The sequence below is a fragment of the Polaromonas sp. CF318 genome (assembly GCF_000282655.1).
In the GTDB taxonomy this organism is placed as follows: Bacteria; Pseudomonadota; Gammaproteobacteria; order Burkholderiales; family Burkholderiaceae_C; genus Polaromonas.
Window position 1 is genome coordinate 21,426 of the sequence record NZ_AKIV01000038.1, and the last position, 15,897, is coordinate 37,322.

The window sequence follows — 15,897 nt, forward strand, 5'->3', positions numbered from 1 at the left end:
GGATGATGGCTCGTAAAGCCTAGCGCAGTGTATGCCGCCACGCCAGCGACACATCATAAGAAAATTCCTGTCTCGCCACGCCCTTTAGAGCTTCACCGGCTTTGTCATCAACCTGACCAACTCCCGATTCCATAAACACCGGGATATGTGGCTACTGAATGAAAAGCCAAAGAAAAAGGCGCCCGCGGCGCCTTTTTCTTGGATCGACCGATCCGTAAATGCCTCAGTGCGCCCCGGCCGCCGCGTCCGCACTCCCCGCCCCGGCCTTGGTATGCCGCGTCAAAAACACCAGCGGAATCAACAGCAGGAAGATCAGCGCCGACACATAAAACACGTCGTTGGCCGCGAGCATATAGGCCTGCTGGTCGACGAGGCGGTTGATGGTGCCCAGGGCCTGCTCGGGCGTGAGGCCGGCACCGGCCAAACCATTGAGGGCGCTGTTGGTGGCGACGCTGCCTTGGTTCACGTATTCGCTGATCTGCGCATGGTGCATGGCGGCGCGGTCCTGCCAGATGGTGGTGGCAATCGAGGTGCCGAAGGAGCCGGCCGTGATGCGCACGAAGTTGGACAGGCCCGACGCCGCCGGAATCTTCTCGGGCGCGATGCCCGACAACGTGATGGTGACCAGCGGGATAAAGAAGAAGGCCATGGCCACGCCCTGGATGATGGTCGGGATCATGATGGTCTGGAAGTCGGCCTGGGTGTTGAAGTGCGAACGCATCCACAGCACCAGCGCGAACACCATGAAGGCAAAGGCGGCGAAGCGGCGCGGGTCAACCTTGGCGATGTTCTTGCCGACGATGGGCGACAGCAGCAGCGCAAAAGCCCCCACAGGCGCCAGCACCATGCCGGCTTGCGTGGCGGTGTAGCCCATGTATTGCTGCAGCCACAGGGGCAGCAGCACCACGTTACCGAAAAAGAGGCCGTAGCCCACCGACAGCGCGAGCGCGCCGGCCCAGAAGTTGCGTTTCTTGAACAGCGTGAGGTCCACCACCGGGTGCTCTTCGGTGAACTCCCAGATCACGAAGGCAATCAAGCCTACCAGCGCGATGATGGCCAAGGCGATGACTTCGCCGGAATGGAACCAGTCCAGCTCATGGCCTTTGTCGAGCATGATCTGCAGCGAGCCGACCCAGACCACCAGCAGCGCCAGCCCCACGGAATCGATGGGCAGCTTTTTGGTTGGGCTTTCGCGTTTGCGGAAGATGCTCCAGGTGATGAAGGCCGCGCCGACGCCGACGGGGATGTTGATGTAGAAAATCCAGGGCCAGGAAATATTGTCGGTAATCCAGCCCCCCAGCAGCGGCCCCATGACCGGGGCGATCAGCGTCGTCATGGACCATAAGGCCATGGCCAACCCCGCGAGCGCCTTGGGGTAGCTCGACAGCAGCAGCGCCTGCGACAGCGGAATCATGGGCCCGGCGACCAGGCCCTGCAACACGCGCAGAAAGATCAGCGTGGTCATGTTCGGCGCCAGGCCGCACAGCCAGGAGGTCAGCACAAACAGCATGACGCTGGCCGTGAACAGGCGCACCTGGCCGAAGCGTTGCGACAGCCAGCCGGTCAGCGGCACGGCAATCGCGTTGGCCACGCCGAAGCTGGTGATGACCCAGGTGCCCTGGTTGGGGCTCACGCCCAGGTCGCCGGCAATGGCGGGCAGCGACACGTTGGCGATGGAGGTGTCGAGCACGTTCATGAAGGTCGCTGCCGACAGGGCCAGCGTGCCCCACAGGCGGGCCGACCCCGTCAGCGGCGGGGGTGGGATATAGGCGGAAGCGGGTGCGGAAGCCATGAAAGCCTTGCGAAGAAAGAGCGGGTGGAAACCGCGATGGAGGTTTACCGCGGTTACGCGTGCTTGGGGTGAGCGACTCAGGGCGCCGTGCGCTTGCCGGCCAGCGACAGCGTGTGACTGAACGCGAGGGTCTGGGCATCGCCGCCGGCCTGGGTGGGCAAGGCAGCCCCGCCCGGCTGCGGCGCCGGCCTGGCCGCGTTGGCGGCCTTGGCCGACTTCAGGGCAGCTTTGCCGGTGTTGGCGGCGATCACGCGCTGCACATCCCTGTCGGCCGCATCGTCCTGCGCGCCATAGGTCTGGGTGTGCGCCAGGGCGGCATCGCGCGGCGCGTCGGCCAGGGTCTTGCCGTCCTTGTTGCTCACGTCGACTTCGGCTTCCATGGAGAGACCCACGCGCAGCGGGTTCTCGGCCAGCTGTTTGGCGTCCAGCGCGATGCGCACGGGCACGCGCTGCACCACCTTGATCCAGTTGCCGGTGGCGTTCTGCGCGGGCAGCAGCGAGAAAGCGGCACCGGTGCCGACGCCCAGGCCCGCCACCGCGCCCTTGTACTCGACCTTCTTGCCGTAGAGGTCGGCCACCAGGGTGACGGGCTGGCCTATGCGGATATTGCGCAGCTGCACTTCCTTGAAGTTGGCATCGACCCAGACCTGCTTGAGCGGGATGATGGACATCATGGGCGTGCCGGCGGCCACGCGCTGGCCGAGTTGCACCGTGCGCTTGGCGACATAACCGTCAACCGGTGCGAGCAGGCCCGCGCGCTGCGTGGCCAGGAAGGCTTCGCGCACCTTGGCGGCGGCCACCTGCACGCTGGGGTGCTGCTCGATGCTGGTGCCTTCGGTCAGCGCCTGGTTGCTGGCGAGCTGCTCGCGCGCGGCGGTCACGCCGGCCTGCGCGGCGGCCAGGGCGCTTTTCGCGGTGTCCAGTTGCGTGCGCGCATGGTTGAGTTCTTCCTTGGACACGGCGCCGTTGCCGGTCAGCGACTGGCGGCGATTGAGGTCGTCATTGGCGCGCGCAATGTCGCTTTGCGCCTTGACCACGTCGGCATCACGCAAGGCGATCTGCGCGGCCAGCGTGCCGTTGTTGGCGTAGAGCGTGCGCACCTGGCGCACGGCCTGGGCCAGCGCGGCTTCGGCCTGCTCGAGCGCGACCTTGGCGTCGGCCGGGTCCAGCTGCACCAGGGACTGGCCGGCTTTCACGAAGTCGGTGTCGTCGGCCATGATGGCCATGACGGTACCGCCGATCTGCGGGGTGATCTGGATCACATTGCCCTGCACATAGGCGTTGTCGGTGGACTCGTAGTGGCTGGCCACCAGGTATTCATAGGCGGACCAACCCAGGCCGGCCACCACCACGACGGCGGCCAGCGCGGTTAGCGCCTTTTTGCGTTTCGGGTTGCCCGCAGGCGCCTGCGCCGGTGCGGCGGCTGGCGTGGAGGCTGGGGAAGCGGCGGAATTGGAAGATTCAGGAGTGCTCATGGTGTTTGGGTCTGCTGGTTATCTGTGGATGTCTGTCTCTGCGGGTTGTCTGCGGCTGGCTCAGAAGGCCGCGGCGCTTGCATGGCGACCTGTGGCCACGGCGGGGCCGGGGGTGTAGCCGCCGCCCAGTGCGCGTATCAGCGCCACCTGCGTGTCCAGCGCGCGGGCCGACAAGTCCACCGCCTGCCGGCGCTGGGCCAGCACGCTGGTTTCCGCCGTGAGCACGTTGAGGTAGTTGCCCAGGCCGGCCTTGTAGCGCTGCACGGCAATTTCGTAAGCGCTTTCGGCGGCGTCCTGGGCGGCGCGCTGCTCGGTTTGCTGGCGAACAATGGCCTGCGAGGAAGCGACCTGGTCGGCGACATCGCGCACCGCGTCGATCACGGCGGCGTTGTAGCTCTCCACCGCGGCGTCGAGGTCGGCGGTCTTGCCGCGCAGGTTGGCGCGCAGCCGGCCCGCGTCAAAAATCGGCAGGCGCAGCGCCGGGCCCACGCCCCACTGCCGGCTGCCCGAATCCAGCAGGTTGCCCAGGCCTATGCTGGAGAAACCGGCGAAGGCGACGAGGTTGATGTTGGGATAAAACTGGGTCTTGGCATTGGCCACGTCCTTGGACGAAGCCTCGACGCGCCAGCGCGCGGCGGCGATGTCGGCACGGCGGCCCAGCAGGTCGGCGGGGATGGTGGCGGAAACCGCGACGTTTTTGATCGCGGCTTGCGCGGTCGGCGCCAGCGCGGCGGCCCCATCGGGTTGGCCCACCAGCGCACCCAGCGCATTGCGTGTGAGCGCCATCTGCTCCATCACGGTTTCAAGCTGCAGGCGCGCTTCGGGCAGGCCGCCCTCGCTCTGGCGCAGTTCAAGGCGGGTATCCAGGCCGGCGTCGACGCGGTCGCGCACCAGCTTCAGGGTTTCCTCGCGCTGCGCGAGCGTGCGGCGCGCCACATTGGCTTGTTCATTGAGGCGCACCAGCTGGAAATAGCTGCGCGCGACATTGCTGGCCAGCAGCACACGCGCGGCCTGCGCGTCGGCCTCGGCGGCATTGGCGCTGCCCAGCGCGGCGTCGAGCGCCGCGCGGTTCTTGCCGAAGAAATCAAGCTCCCAGCTGGCATTGAGCTGGGCCGTGCCGCTTTCGCGGATGGAGCCGGCCAGCGGTGGCGGTACCGCGCCATTGGCGGTGTAGCGCTGGCGGGTCAGGTCGAGCTGGCCGGTGAGCTGCGGCAAGGTGGCGGCGTCGGCCACCTCGATCACGGCCTGCGCGCGCGCCAGCCGCGCCTGCGCCAGCTTGAGGCTGGGGCTGGTTTGCAGGGCTTGCGCGACCAGGGTATTGAGTTGCTCGTCGCCGAAGTCGCGCCACCATTCAGCGGCCAGCGGCGCCTGCGCCGCAGCTTGAGCACCACCGGAGTCTGGATTGGCCTTCAGGCCCAGCGAGGGCGCGTCGCGCATGCTCGCTTGTGGCGTGATGCCGGACATGTCGGCGCAGCCGGTCAGGCCGGTCGCCATCAGGCCCACGGCCACCACGCTGGCGGCGGCCACGAGGGCCATGCGGAAGGAAGCCTGCCAGACCGGCAGGCTTTGGTCGGCATTGCCCGGCGTCACGCCGGGGGCGGCGGCCCGGGGAAAGTCACAGGTGTTATTTGTCATGTTGTTCATTCGCTGCTTGGAGGGTGTGCGCGGTTTCGAGGATGCGGCGCAGGTAGCCTTTGAGGTTTTGCCACTCCTCGACCGAGAAGCCGGCCAGGTGGGCGTTCTGCACGCGGCTGAGCACGGCGGGAATTTCCTTGGCGGCTTCGCGGCCTTCAGGCGTGAGCTCGATGTTCACCACGCGCCTGTCGTCGCTGGAGCGGATGCGGCGGCAAAAGCCCTTGGCTTCGAGCCGGTCCAGCAGTCGGGTCATGGAGCCGGCGTCGAGCTGGCATTGGCGCGCCAGTTCGGCCACGGTGGAGGCCTTGCCCAGGTAGAGCTTGAGCATGGGCACCCACTGCGCGTTGGTCAGGCCTTTGGGCTCGAGTTCACGGGTGACTTGCTGCGAGACGCTATTGATGATCTGGCGCATCAGGTAGCCGGTGCTTTGGCCGGCGTCGTAGTCGGAGGCGCAGTAGAACTCCGCCGGCAACCCGCAAAGAGGGGTTTCGGGACTGCCGGAGATTGGCTGGCCGGGCTGCGGGCTGACGGTTTTGGATTTCATGGAAGCGAATAATACATGCCTAGACAATTAATGTCAAGGCTGTGTTTGTTTGGGCTTTTGTTGCTTGGGACTCCTTTGTTCGGGCAATTTCTTGGCCGGCTTTGTGACTAAACTCGCGGCATGGCTACCTCCTCCTCTTCTCCGTCTCCTTCTTCCTCGCCTCTCCCCTCCTCTGTACTCGCCGCCTCCGGAGCCATCGGTGCCAAGGGCTCGCCCCGTTCGCTGTCCGGCCTGCTGCCTTTTTTGCGGCCCTATCGGGGCCACATCCTGCTGGCCGCGGTCTTCCTGGTGCTGGCCGCGGTGGCGACGCTGGTGTTTCCGCTGGCCTTGCGCAGCCTGATCGACGGCGGCTTCAGCGCGGCCGGCAAGGGTGAGCAGTTGATGGCCCTGCGCACGCATTTCTTCGAGCTGTTTGCCGTGGCTGCGGCGCTGGGGCTTTTTTCGGCCGGCCGCTTCTATATGGTGAGTTGGCTGGGCGAGCGTGTGACGGCCGACCTGCGCAACGCGGTGTATGCCCATGTGCTGCGGCAAAGCCCGGAGTTTTTCGAGACCACGCAGACCGGCGAAGTGCTGTCGCGCCTGACCGGTGACACGACGCTGGTGCAGACCGTCGTGGGCTCCTCGCTGAGCATGGGCCTGCGCAATGCCGTGATGGGCGTGGGCGCGCTGGGCATGCTGGTCTACACCAACCCCTATTTGATGGTGCAGGTGCTGGGCGTGCTGGTGCTCATCGTCGCGCCCTCGGTGTGGTTCGGCCGGCGTGTGCGCAAGCTCTCGCGCGCCAGCCAGGATCGTGTGGCCGACTCCAGCGCCATCGCCGCCGAGGTGCTCAATGCGATTCCGGTGGTGCAAAGCTACACGGCCGAGGCACGCGAAGCCGGGCGTTTCGACCAGTCGACCACCAGGGCTTTCAACACGGCCGTGCGTCGTGCGGGCGCACGTTCGGTGCTGGTGGCCTTCATCATCATCGCGACCTCGGCGGCGCTGCTGTGGGGCCTGTACCAGGGAACGCAGGCCGTGATGCGCGGCGACATCACGGCGGGCCACCTGGGGCAGACCGTGGTCTACGTGATCATCCTGGCCAGCGCTTCGGCGGTGCTGGGCGAGGTCTATGGCGACCTGCTGCGCGCGGCGGGCGCCACGGAGCGGCTGATGGAACTGCTGGCCTCGCGCTCGCCCGTCAGCTCGCCGGCCAGGCCTGTGCCTGCCCGGTTGACGCAGGCAGGCAGCGCGATCCGGTTTGAGGCGGTGAACTTTCACTACCCTTCGCGCCCGGCGCAGGCCGCGCTCAGCGATTTCAGCCTCAGCGTGGCACCCGGTGAAACCGTGGCCATCGTCGGGCCCAGCGGCGCGGGCAAAAGCACGGTGTTCCAGTTGCTGCTGCGTTTTTACGACCCGGCTTCGGGCCGCATCGAGCTCGACGGCGTGCGCACCGACGCCATGTCCTTGGAAGACCTGCGCAAGCGCATCGGCATCGTGCCGCAGGACGCAGTGATCTTCTCCACCAGCGCGCTTGAAAACATCCGCTACGGCAAACCCGAGGCCAGCGACGAGGAAACCCGCGCCGCCGCGAAAGCCGCCTTCGCGCACGAGTTCATCACGGCCCTGCCCGAGGGCTACGACACCTTCCTGGGCGAGCGCGGCGTGCGGCTGTCGGGCGGGCAGCGCCAGCGCATCGCGATCGCGCGCGCCATGCTGAAGAATTCGCCGCTGCTGCTGCTCGACGAAGCCACCAGCGCGCTGGACGCCGAAAGCGAACGCATGGTGCAGGCGGCGCTGGAGTCGGCCATGAAGGGCCGCACCACGCTGGTGATCGCCCACCGCCTGGCCACGGTCCAGCAGGCCGACCGCATCCTGGTGCTGGACCATGGCCGGCTGGTGGAACAGGGAACCCACACCGAACTGGTGAACCGCGGTGGCGTCTACGCGCGGCTGGCCGCCCTGCAATTCACGGTATGAAGCCCGCCGGGTCGCCCGCCCAGGCCCGGCGGCTGAATTCAAGTCCGACGATATGCATAATTTGCATAGATCGTGGTGCACAATGCCTTGGACTATTCGGGGGCGGGCTTTTAAGCTCCGTGCACTGAGTTTCACCAAGAAATCCCACAAGGAGTTTTTCATGTCGCACGCCTCATCCGGCCCCGTCCCCGCGGGCTCCCACCCCCTGCCCTCCTACCTCCAGGCCGACAACCTCGGCCCCTGGGGCAACTACCTTCAGCAGGTCGACCGCGTCATCCCGCACCTGGGCAGCCTGGCGCGCTGGGCCGAGACGCTCAAGCGCCCCAAGCGCGTGCTGATCGTCGACGTGCCCATCCACATGGACGACGGCACCGTCGCCCACTTCGAGGGCTACCGCGTGCAGCACAACGTCTCGCGCGGCCCCGGCAAGGGCGGCGTGCGCTTCCACCAGGATGTCACGCTGTCTGAAGTGATGGCCCTGTCGGCCTGGATGTCCGTCAAGAACGCGGCGGTCAACGTGCCTTACGGCGGCGCCAAGGGCGGCATCCGCGTCGACCCCAAGAAGCTTTCCCGCGGCGAGCTCGAGCGCATGACGCGCCGCTACACCAGCGAGATCGGCATCATCATCGGTCCCAACAAGGACATCCCGGCGCCCGACGTCAACACCAACGACCAGATCATGGCCTGGATGATGGACACCTACTCGATGAACACCGGCTCCACCTCGACCGGCGTGGTCACGGGCAAGCCGGTGGACCTGGGCGGTTCGCTGGGCCGGCGGGAGGCCACGGGCCGCGGCGTGTACACCGTAGGTGTGGAAGCGGCCAAGCACATAGGCCTGGACATCGCGACTTCGCGCATCGCCGTGCAGGGCTTCGGCAATGTGGGCGGCGTGGCGGGCAAGCTGTTTGCCGAAACCGGCGCGCGCGTGGTGGCGGTGCAGGACCACGGCGGCACGATTTACCGTGAAGCCGGCCTGGACGTGCCGGCGCTGCTCAGGCATGTGGAAGCCAACGGCAGCGTGGCCGGTTTCGCCGAGGCCGAAGTCATCACCAACGACAAGTTCTGGGACGTGGACTGCGACATCCTGATCCCCGCCGCGCTCGAGCAGCAGATCACCGAAGCCAATGCCGGCCGCATCAAGGCGCGCATGATCATCGAAGGCGCGAACGGCCCGACCACGCCGGCCGCCGACGACATCCTGCACGACCGCAACATCCTGGTGCTGCCGGACGTGATCGCCAATGCCGGCGGCGTGACGGTCAGCTACTTTGAATGGGTGCAGGACTTCTCCAGCTTTTTCTGGGACGAGGAAGAGATCAACAAGCGCCTGGTCAAAATCATGAAAGACGCCTTCGCCGGCGTCTGGCATGTGGCGCAGGACCAGAAGGTGAGCCTGCGCACCGCGACCTTCATCGTGGCCTGCAAACGCATACTGCACACGCGCGAGCTGCGCGGTCTCTACCCCTGATGGACAGCAGCGCGGCCGACGGTCCCGGCGACGGGCGGCCTGCGATGGCCGCTTTTCGCCGGCCCGCGGCCGCCCTGTTTCTGGGCGCCCTGGTGGCGATCCTCGCGGCGCTGCTGGGGCCTTTGCTCGACGGCCCGGCCATCGCGCGCTGGAGCGTGCAAAGTTATGAAGATGAAAACCTGCGGGCCGCCTTCGCGCTGATCGCCATCCGCCACCTGCCGATGTTCCTGCTCGCGGTAGCCGCTGGCAACCTGGTATTCAGACTGCTCAAAAACCCCTCACTCGCCCTGCTGGCGCTCAGCGCCCTGCCATGGCTGCTGTATGTCGTCGTGACCGGTACCATGGACTCCATGGCCGTCGGCGAAAGCCCGTTCAGCTGGGTGAGTTATGAGCCGGCCTATTTCATCTGGCCGCATTTCGTCGCCATCCCGCTGGGGCTTTATGCGGCCAATCGCATGGTGCGGCGCCGGGCGAAGCCCGCGCCTCGATGAGCGGCCAGGCTACTGCAGCGTTTCCTTGACAGCCGCCGGCAGCGGCAAGGGCATGACTTCAATGCCCTCCTCCAGCAACTCAACGGCTTCGCGCACGCTGGTCTGGCCGCGGATGCTGCGCGCCTCCTGCTCGCCGTAGTGCATGCGGCGCGCCTCGTCGGCAAAACGCGTTCCCACATCCTCGGTATTGGCCAGCACATGGCGCAGGGCCTGCAGAAATGCGGCCTGCTGCGCCTGGCTGGCGCCGGCCGGCACGCCCGTGACGGCGGCCACGTTGCGCCCCGCAGTGCTTTCCTGCGCATTCACGGCTGTGGAGGATGACGGGGATTGTTTTGCGGACGCATCCGGGTCCTGGCGGCCGCCCAGGTTCAGGCGCGGTGCGCTCGGGAGTTTTTGCACGCTTTTGTCGGCGCACAGGGGGCACTCGACCAGGCCGCGCGACAGCTGGCCCTGGAAATCGTCTTCGGACGCAAACCAGCCTTCAAACACATGCTGATGCGAACACTGGAGATTCAGGACCTTCATGGGCGGATTATCGCCGGGGAGTCAGGCAATGGCAGGCTGCCAGTCCAGAGCCCATGCGCCCGACAGCACGTTTTGCAGCCACAGTGCGCCCGTCAGCGTTTTGGCGTCGGTCACTTGCCCGTTCGCGCACCAGGACAACAATTCGGCGGGAGTGGCGGTAAAGACGTCGAGAAATTCGCCGGCGTCGAGCTTGCGCGAGCCCTGCGCCAGCCCGCGCGCGAACCAGATGTCGATGAACTCGGTCGAATAGGAGATCACCGGATGCAGCACACCGGCACGCGCCCACTCGCGCGCGATGTAGCCGGTTTCCTCGAGCAGCTCGCGCTGCGCGCAGGCCAGCGAGGCCTCGCCCGGGTCCAGCTTGCCCGCGGGAAACTCGACCATGACGGCCTGCACCGGGTAGCGGTATTGGCGCTCCAGCACCAGGCGGCCATCGTCGCATTGGGCCACGATCATCACGGCGCCGGGGTGGATGATGTATTCGCGCGTCGCCTGTGTGCCGTCGGGCAGGCCGACGGTATCGCGCATGGCGTGGAGGAAATGGCCCTTGAGGATTTCCGTGGAAGCCAGCCGGGTCTCCACAAGATGCGCATCGGCCGGCTTGCCGGCTTCAGGGTCGCCCGGTACCGCGACTTTTTTCATGGCCGGTGCTTGAACAGGTAGCGCCAGGTGAAACCGGGAAAGGCAAAGGTGATGAAGAGCGCGCCGGTGATGGCGTAGAACTCCCAACCCTGCGGTGCGATCTGGCCGCTGCGCTGCTCAAGGTAAAGGCCCAGGCCGCCTATGAGGAAGTACCAGACGACCATTTCACCCAGCCGGATAGCCAGGTTTTTGGGCTGCGTGAGGGCGTAGACCGCGAACAGGCGGTTGCTGACGAAAGGCAGGTTGGCCGCCAGCAGGGCCAGCAGCACCACCAGCCAGACCGAAGCCGTTTGTGTCATGAACCCAGGGACTTGACGATGCTGTTGATCGACTGGGAGCACAGCGTCATCAGGCCGCCGGGCAGCATGCCCAGGATCAGGATCAGTGCGCCGTTGATCGCCAGCACCACCTTGGCGTCCGTCGGCCCGGAAACCGGCTGGGCATTGTGGGCCAGCGGCGCGTCAAAGTACATGACCTTGACCACGCGCAGGTAGTAAAAAGCACCGACCAGCGACATGACCACGGCAAAGACGGCCAATGCGATGTAGCTGGCCTGTTGCGACGAGACCAGCGCCTGCAGGACGGACAGCTTGGCATAAAAGCCCACCAGCGGCGGCAGGCCGGCCAGCGAGAACATGCAGATGGCCATCACACCCGCGTACAGGGGGCTGCGCTGGTTCAGGCCGGCCAGGTCGACGATGTCCTCGGACTCATGGCCGGCGCGCGCCAGCAGCATGATGATGCCGAAGGCACCCAGGGTGGTGAGCACGTAGGTCAGGGCGTAGAACATCGCTGCGCTGTAGGCGGACTCGGTGTTGAGCTGGTTGCCGTTGACCACGCCGGCCAGCAGGCCGAGCAGCAGGAAACCCATCTGGGAGATGGTCGAGAAGGCCAGCATGCGCTTGAGGTTGGACTGGGCGATGGCGGCCAGGTTGCCGACCAGCAGCGAGCCTATCGCCATCAGGGCCAGCATCTGCTGCCAGTCAATCGCCAGCGGCAGCAGGCCCTCGACCAGCAGGCGTATGCAGATCGCGAAGGCCGCGAGCTGGGGTGCGCCGCCTATCAGCAGCGTCACCGCCGTGGGTGCGCCCTGGTAAACGTCGGGCAGCCACATGTGGAAAGGCACGGCCCCCAGCTTGAAGGCCAGCCCGGCCACGATGAAGACCAGGCCGAAAATCAGCACCTGGTGGCGGACCTGCCGGCTGGCGATGGCGTTGAACACTTCATTGAGGTCCAGGGAGCCGGTGGCGCCGTACAGCATGGACAGGCCGTACAGCAGGAAGCCCGAAGCCAGCGCGCCGAGCACGAAATACTTCATGGCCGCTTCCGTGGCGATGGCGTTGTCGCGGCGCAGGGCCACCAGCGCGTAACTCGACAGCGTCAGCAACTCCAGGCCCATGTAGATCACCAGGAAGTTGTGGCCCGAGATCATCACGAACATGCCCAGCAACGCGAACAGGCTCAGCGTGAAGAATTCGCCGCCGCGCAGCATCTCGCGGTCCGCGGCGTAGGGCCGGCCGTACACCAGCGTGATCATCAAGGTGATGCAGGCAAAGCATTTGAGCCAGCCGCCCATGGGGTCGACGACCACCATGTTGCCGAAACCGTAGAAAGTCTGACCGCCCACCGCGTAGGCGGCTTCCATGGCGGCCACAACGGCCAGCGTCACCAGGGTGAGCACATAGGTGAGCGTGCGCTGCGGTGTCTTGACGCCCAGATCCACCAGCGCGATCACGCAGGCCATGGTCAGGAGTATGAGTTCGGGATAAACCGCGATCCAGGAGAGTTTGTCTATCATCTGAATTCTTTGTAGTTGCTCGGTCGGCTTCAGTTCAGCTTGGAGACTGCGACATGCTTGAGCAGGTCGGCGACCGACGTGTTCATCACGTCCGTGAAGGGCTTGGGAAAGATGCCCATGTACAGCACGGCAATGGCCAGCAGGGCCAGCATCAGGAACTCGCGGCTGTTGATGTCGGTGAGCGCCTTGACGTCCTCATTGGCCACCGGGCCTAGGTAAACGCGCTTGTACATCCACAGGGTATAGGCTGCGCCAAAAATGAGCGCGGTCGCCGCTGCGCCGCCTATCCAGAAGTTGTATTTGACGGCGCCCAGAATCACCATCCACTCGCCGACGAAACCCGCCGTGGCCGGCAGGCCGCAGTTGGCCATGGCGAACAGCAAGGCAAAAGCCGCGAACTTGGGCATCGTGTTCACCACGCCGCCGTAGCTGGCGATCTCGCGCGAATGGACGCGGTCGTAGAGCACGCCTATGCACAGGAACATGGCGCCCGAGACAAAGCCGTGGGCAATCATCTGCACCAGGCCACCGGAAACACCGAGGTCGTTGAAGATGAAAAAGCCCAGCGTGACAAAACCCATGTGGGCCACCGACGAGTAGGCCACCAGTTTTTTCATGTCCTGCTGCACCAGGGCCACCAGTCCCACATAGACGACGGCAATCAGGGACAGCGCGATCATCAGCCAGGCCCACTCGTGCGCGGCATCCGGGGCGATGGGCATGGAAAAACGCAGGAAACCGTAGGCACCCAGCTTCAGCATGATGGCCGCCAGCACGGCGGAGCCGCCGGTGGGCGCCTCGACGTGCACGTCGGGCAGCCAGGTGTGGACCGGCCACATCGGCACCTTGACGGCAAAGGCCGCGAAGAAGGCGAAGAACAGCAGCGTCTGTATGGTGCCGCCCAGCGGCAGCTTGTGCCAGGTCAGGATGTCGAAACTGCCGCCCGATTTGTTGTACAGGTAGATCAGCGCCACCAGCATCAGCAGCGAGCCGAGCAAGGTGTAGAGGAAGAACTTGAAGGCCGCGTAAATCTTGTTGGGGCCGCCCCAGATGCCGATGATCAGGTACATCGGGATCAGCGTGGCCTCGAAGAACACGTAAAACAGGATACCGTCCAGCGCCGCGAACACGCCGATCATGAGCCCGCTCAGGATCAGGAAAGAGGCCATGTACTGGTTCACGCGCGTCGTGATGGCTTCCCAGCTGGCGATGACGACCACCACGTTGATGAAGGCCGTCAACAGCACGAACCACAGCGAGATGCCGTCGACACCGAGGTGGTAGTTGACGTTGAAGCGCTGGATCCAGCCGCCCTTCTCCACGAATTGCATGGCCGAGGTGCCCAGCTCGAAGCCGCTGTACAAAGGCAGCGTAACCAGGAAACTGACGACCGCGCCTATCAGCGCAACCCAGCGAACGCTGCGCGCCTGCTCGTCACGGCCCAGCGCCAGCAGAACCACACCGAAAACAATCGGTGTCCAGATCGCAAGACTCAACAAACCCATTCTTGTTCTTCCTTGATTTTGTTGAACTGATCAGCGATTGAGCCAGACGAAATACGTCATCAACACAAACACGCCAACAATCATGCCGAAGGCATAGTGGTAGATGTAACCGGACTGCAGCCGGCGCACCACGCCGGAGACCCAGCCGACGACCTTCCAGGAGCCGTTGACCAGTGCGCCGTCGATCAGCTTCTGGTCGCCGCCCTTCCAGAGGGCGGTGCCGAGCAGGCGCGTGCCGCGAGCCAGCACGTTTTCGTTGAACCAGTCGAAGTAGTACTTGTTGTCGAGCAGCGTGAACACGGGCATGAACATGCGCTTGATCGCGGCCGGCAGGGCCGGGTTGACCATATACATATACCAGGCCAGCACCGAGCCCGACAGGGCCAGCCAGAACGGCGGCGCCATCAGCCCATGCAAGGCCATCTGGGCCGGTCCGTGGAACAGCTGCTTGAGCTCTTCCATGGCGGGGTGTTTCTCGAGGTTCACGAAGATGGCATCCTTGAAGAACCCGCCGTACAGCATGGGCTCAATCGTCATGAAGCCGATGACCACGGACGGGATCGCCAGCAGGATCAGCGGCACCGTGACGACCCAGGGGGATTCGTGCGGTTCGTGGTGCGCGTCATGGTGGCCGTGGTCGTCGTGGCCATGATGGTGCGCATCGGGATTCTGGTCGAAGCGCTCCTTGCCGTGGAACACCAGAAAATACAGGCGGAAGGAGTAGAAGGCCGTCACGAAGACGCCTGCCAGCACCGCGAAGTAGGCAAAGCCGGCACCCGCCAGGTGGCTCTCATGCACGGCTTCAATGATGCTGTCCTTGGAATAGAAACCCGCGAACAAGGGCGTACCTATCAGGGCCAGCGTGCCCAGCAGCGAGGTGATCCAGGTGACGGGCATGTACTTGCGCACGCCGCCCATCCAGCGGATGTCCTGGTTGTGGTGCATGCCGATGATGACCGAGCCCGCCGCCAGGAACAGCAGCGCCTTGAAGAAGGCATGGGTCATCAGGTGGAACACCGCGACGGAATAGGCGGAAGCGCCCAACGCCACTGTCATGTAGCCCAGCTGCGACAGCGTGGAATAGGCGACCACGCGCTTGATGTCGTTCTGGATGATGCCGAGGAAACCCATGAACAACGCCGTGATGGCGCCTATCACCATGATGAAGCTAAGCGCGGTGTCGCTGAGCTCAAACAGCGGCGACATGCGCGCCACCATGAAGATACCGGCGGTCACCATGGTGGCCGCGTGGATCAGCGCGGAGATGGGGGTCGGACCTTCCATGGAGTCCGGCAGCCAGACGTGCAGAGGGAACTGCGCCGACTTGCCCATGGCGCCAATGAAAAGGCAGATGCAGACCACGGTGACCAGCATCCAGCCGGTTCCGGGAAATGTCAGCTTGGAGAGTTCATCGGCCTTGGCAAAGGCCTCAGCGTAGTTCAGCGTGCCGGCATAGGCGGCGATCAGGCCGATGCCGAGGATGAAGCCGAAGTCGCCCACGCGGTTGACCAGGAAGGCCTTCATATTGGCAAAAATGGCGGTCGGCTTGTTGAACCAGAAGCCGATCAGCAGGTAGGACACCAGGCCCACGGCTTCCCAGCCGAAGAACAGCTGCAGCATGTTGTTGCTCATGACGAGCATCAGCATGGAGAAGGTGAACAGCGAGATGTAGGCGAAGAAGCGGTTGTAGCCCTCGTCTTCTTCCATGTAGCCTATGGTGTAGATGTGCACCATCAGGGACACAAAGGTCACCACGCACATCATCATGGCCGTGAGGCCGTCGACCAGGAAGCCGATTTCCATTTTCAGGCCACCGACGTTCATCCAGGTGTAGAGCGTTTCGTTGAAGCGCGCGCCGTCGATGGCCACGCTCTTGAGCGTCATGGCCGAAATGATGAAGGCCACCAGCACGCCGAGAATCGTGAGGCTGTGCGACAGGCGCCGGCCTATCCAGTTGCCGCCGAAGGAGGTGCCGAGGATACCGGCCGCCAGGGCGCCGGCCAGCGGCGCCAGCGGGACGGCCAGCAGGGCCGATGCGGAGAGGGTTTGACTCATCTTGT

13 protein-coding genes are annotated in these 15,897 nt (G+C 64.9%); 3 read left to right on the plus strand and 10 right to left on the minus strand.

Annotated features, from left to right (window positions below; translation table 11 throughout):
• Positions 1-223: 223 nt before the first annotated feature.
• The 4 genes from PMI15_RS04595 to PMI15_RS04610 all read right to left on the minus strand — a co-directional run bounded on the left by PMI15_RS04595 (position 224) and on the right by PMI15_RS04610 (position 5,446).
• Positions 224-1,792 (minus strand): DHA2 family efflux MFS transporter permease subunit, encoded by a 1,569-nt coding sequence (locus PMI15_RS04595; RefSeq protein WP_007864419.1) that lies wholly within the window; start codon positions 1,790-1,792, stop codon positions 224-226.
• A 77-nt stretch (positions 1,793-1,869) separates the two neighbouring features.
• Complete coding sequence (locus PMI15_RS04600) at positions 1,870-3,267, minus strand: HlyD family efflux transporter periplasmic adaptor subunit (RefSeq protein ID WP_007864421.1); 1,398 nt, start codon at positions 3,265-3,267, stop codon at positions 1,870-1,872.
• Between the two features lie 60 nt (positions 3,268-3,327).
• On the minus strand, positions 3,328-4,803 hold the full coding sequence (locus PMI15_RS04605; protein WP_036837527.1) for an efflux transporter outer membrane subunit: 1,476 nt from the start codon (positions 4,801-4,803) through the stop codon (positions 3,328-3,330).
• 88 nt (positions 4,804-4,891) lie between these two features.
• A complete protein-coding gene (locus PMI15_RS04610) occupies positions 4,892-5,446 on the minus strand; it encodes a MarR family winged helix-turn-helix transcriptional regulator (RefSeq protein WP_007864423.1) in 555 nt (184 codons plus the stop codon).
• A 120-nt stretch (positions 5,447-5,566) separates the two neighbouring features.
• Here PMI15_RS04610 and PMI15_RS04615 point away from each other — a divergent pair, with 120 nt between their 5' ends.
• From PMI15_RS04615 to PMI15_RS04625, 3 genes are all read left to right on the plus strand, one after another.
• Positions 5,567-7,405, plus strand: coding sequence for an ABC transporter transmembrane domain-containing protein (locus PMI15_RS04615; RefSeq protein WP_007864425.1), 1,839 nt, complete (start codon positions 5,567-5,569; stop codon positions 7,403-7,405).
• Between the two features lie 160 nt (positions 7,406-7,565).
• Positions 7,566-8,876 carry a Glu/Leu/Phe/Val dehydrogenase gene (locus tag PMI15_RS04620; RefSeq protein ID WP_007864426.1) on the plus strand — a complete coding sequence of 437 codons (1,311 nt, stop codon included), beginning with the start codon at positions 7,566-7,568 and terminating at the stop codon, positions 8,874-8,876.
• Positions 8,876-9,367 carry a hypothetical protein gene (locus tag PMI15_RS04625; protein ID WP_007864427.1) on the plus strand — a complete coding sequence of 164 codons (492 nt, stop codon included), beginning with the start codon at positions 8,876-8,878 and terminating at the stop codon, positions 9,365-9,367. Before PMI15_RS04620 ends, PMI15_RS04625 begins: the two co-directional genes overlap by 1 nt.
• A 9-nt stretch (positions 9,368-9,376) precedes the next feature.
• On the opposite strand, the gene PMI15_RS04630 is transcribed toward PMI15_RS04625, so the two are convergent.
• From PMI15_RS04630 to nuoL, 6 genes are read right to left on the minus strand one after another with little or no spacing between them, the layout of a single operon-like run.
• Positions 9,377-9,892: a DUF1178 family protein gene (locus PMI15_RS04630; RefSeq protein WP_007864428.1), complete on the minus strand. Its 516-nt coding sequence runs from the start codon at positions 9,890-9,892 to the stop codon at positions 9,377-9,379.
• Positions 9,893-9,913: 21 nt separating this feature from the next.
• Positions 9,914-10,534, minus strand: coding sequence for an NUDIX domain-containing protein (locus PMI15_RS04635; RefSeq protein WP_007864429.1), 621 nt, complete (start codon positions 10,532-10,534; stop codon positions 9,914-9,916).
• Positions 10,531-10,833, minus strand: a complete 303-nt coding sequence (locus tag PMI15_RS04640; protein ID WP_007864430.1) for a DUF2818 family protein — start codon at positions 10,831-10,833, stop codon at positions 10,531-10,533. The genes PMI15_RS04635 and PMI15_RS04640 overlap by 4 nt, the downstream gene beginning before the upstream one ends.
• A complete protein-coding gene (gene nuoN / locus PMI15_RS04645; RefSeq protein ID WP_007864431.1) occupies positions 10,830-12,332 on the minus strand; it encodes an NADH-quinone oxidoreductase subunit NuoN in 1,503 nt (500 codons plus the stop codon). The genes PMI15_RS04640 and nuoN overlap by 4 nt, the downstream gene beginning before the upstream one ends.
• A gap of 29 nt (positions 12,333-12,361) precedes the next feature.
• Positions 12,362-13,837, minus strand: a complete 1,476-nt coding sequence (locus tag PMI15_RS04650) for an NADH-quinone oxidoreductase subunit M (RefSeq protein WP_007864433.1) — start codon at positions 13,835-13,837, stop codon at positions 12,362-12,364.
• Positions 13,838-13,867: 30 nt separating this feature from the next.
• Positions 13,868-15,892, minus strand: coding sequence for an NADH-quinone oxidoreductase subunit L (gene nuoL, locus PMI15_RS04655; RefSeq protein WP_007864436.1), 2,025 nt, complete (start codon positions 15,890-15,892; stop codon positions 13,868-13,870).
• Positions 15,893-15,897: the final 5 nt, after the last annotated feature.

Excerpts from the sequence above, each read along its gene's own strand:
- PMI15_RS04600 (WP_007864421.1), bottom strand. The coding sequence starts at position 3,267 with ATGAGCACTCCTGAATCTTCCAATTCCGCCGCTTCCCCAGCCTCCACG.
- PMI15_RS04610 (WP_007864423.1), bottom strand. The coding sequence starts at position 5,446 with ATGAAATCCAAAACCGTCAGCCCGCAGCCCGGCCAGCCAATCTCCGGC.
- PMI15_RS04620 (WP_007864426.1), top strand. The coding sequence starts at position 7,566 with ATGTCGCACGCCTCATCCGGCCCCGTCCCCGCGGGCTCCCACCCCCTG.
- PMI15_RS04650 (WP_007864433.1), bottom strand. The coding sequence starts at position 13,837 with ATGGGTTTGTTGAGTCTTGCGATCTGGACACCGATTGTTTTCGGTGTG.
- PMI15_RS04635 (WP_007864429.1), bottom strand. The coding sequence starts at position 10,534 with ATGAAAAAAGTCGCGGTACCGGGCGACCCTGAAGCCGGCAAGCCGGCC.
- nuoN (WP_007864431.1), bottom strand. The coding sequence starts at position 12,332 with ATGATAGACAAACTCTCCTGGATCGCGGTTTATCCCGAACTCATACTC.
- PMI15_RS04615 (WP_007864425.1), top strand. The coding sequence starts at position 5,567 with ATGGCTACCTCCTCCTCTTCTCCGTCTCCTTCTTCCTCGCCTCTCCCC.
- PMI15_RS04595 (WP_007864419.1), bottom strand. The coding sequence starts at position 1,792 with ATGGCTTCCGCACCCGCTTCCGCCTATATCCCACCCCCGCCGCTGACG.
- nuoL (WP_007864436.1), bottom strand. The coding sequence starts at position 15,892 with ATGAGTCAAACCCTCTCCGCATCGGCCCTGCTGGCCGTCCCGCTGGCG.
- PMI15_RS04640 (WP_007864430.1), bottom strand. The coding sequence starts at position 10,833 with ATGACACAAACGGCTTCGGTCTGGCTGGTGGTGCTGCTGGCCCTGCTG.
- PMI15_RS04605 (WP_036837527.1), bottom strand. The coding sequence starts at position 4,803 with ATGGCCCTCGTGGCCGCCGCCAGCGTGGTGGCCGTGGGCCTGATGGCG.
- PMI15_RS04625 (WP_007864427.1), top strand. The coding sequence starts at position 8,876 with ATGGACAGCAGCGCGGCCGACGGTCCCGGCGACGGGCGGCCTGCGATG.
- PMI15_RS04630 (WP_007864428.1), bottom strand. The coding sequence starts at position 9,892 with ATGAAGGTCCTGAATCTCCAGTGTTCGCATCAGCATGTGTTTGAAGGC.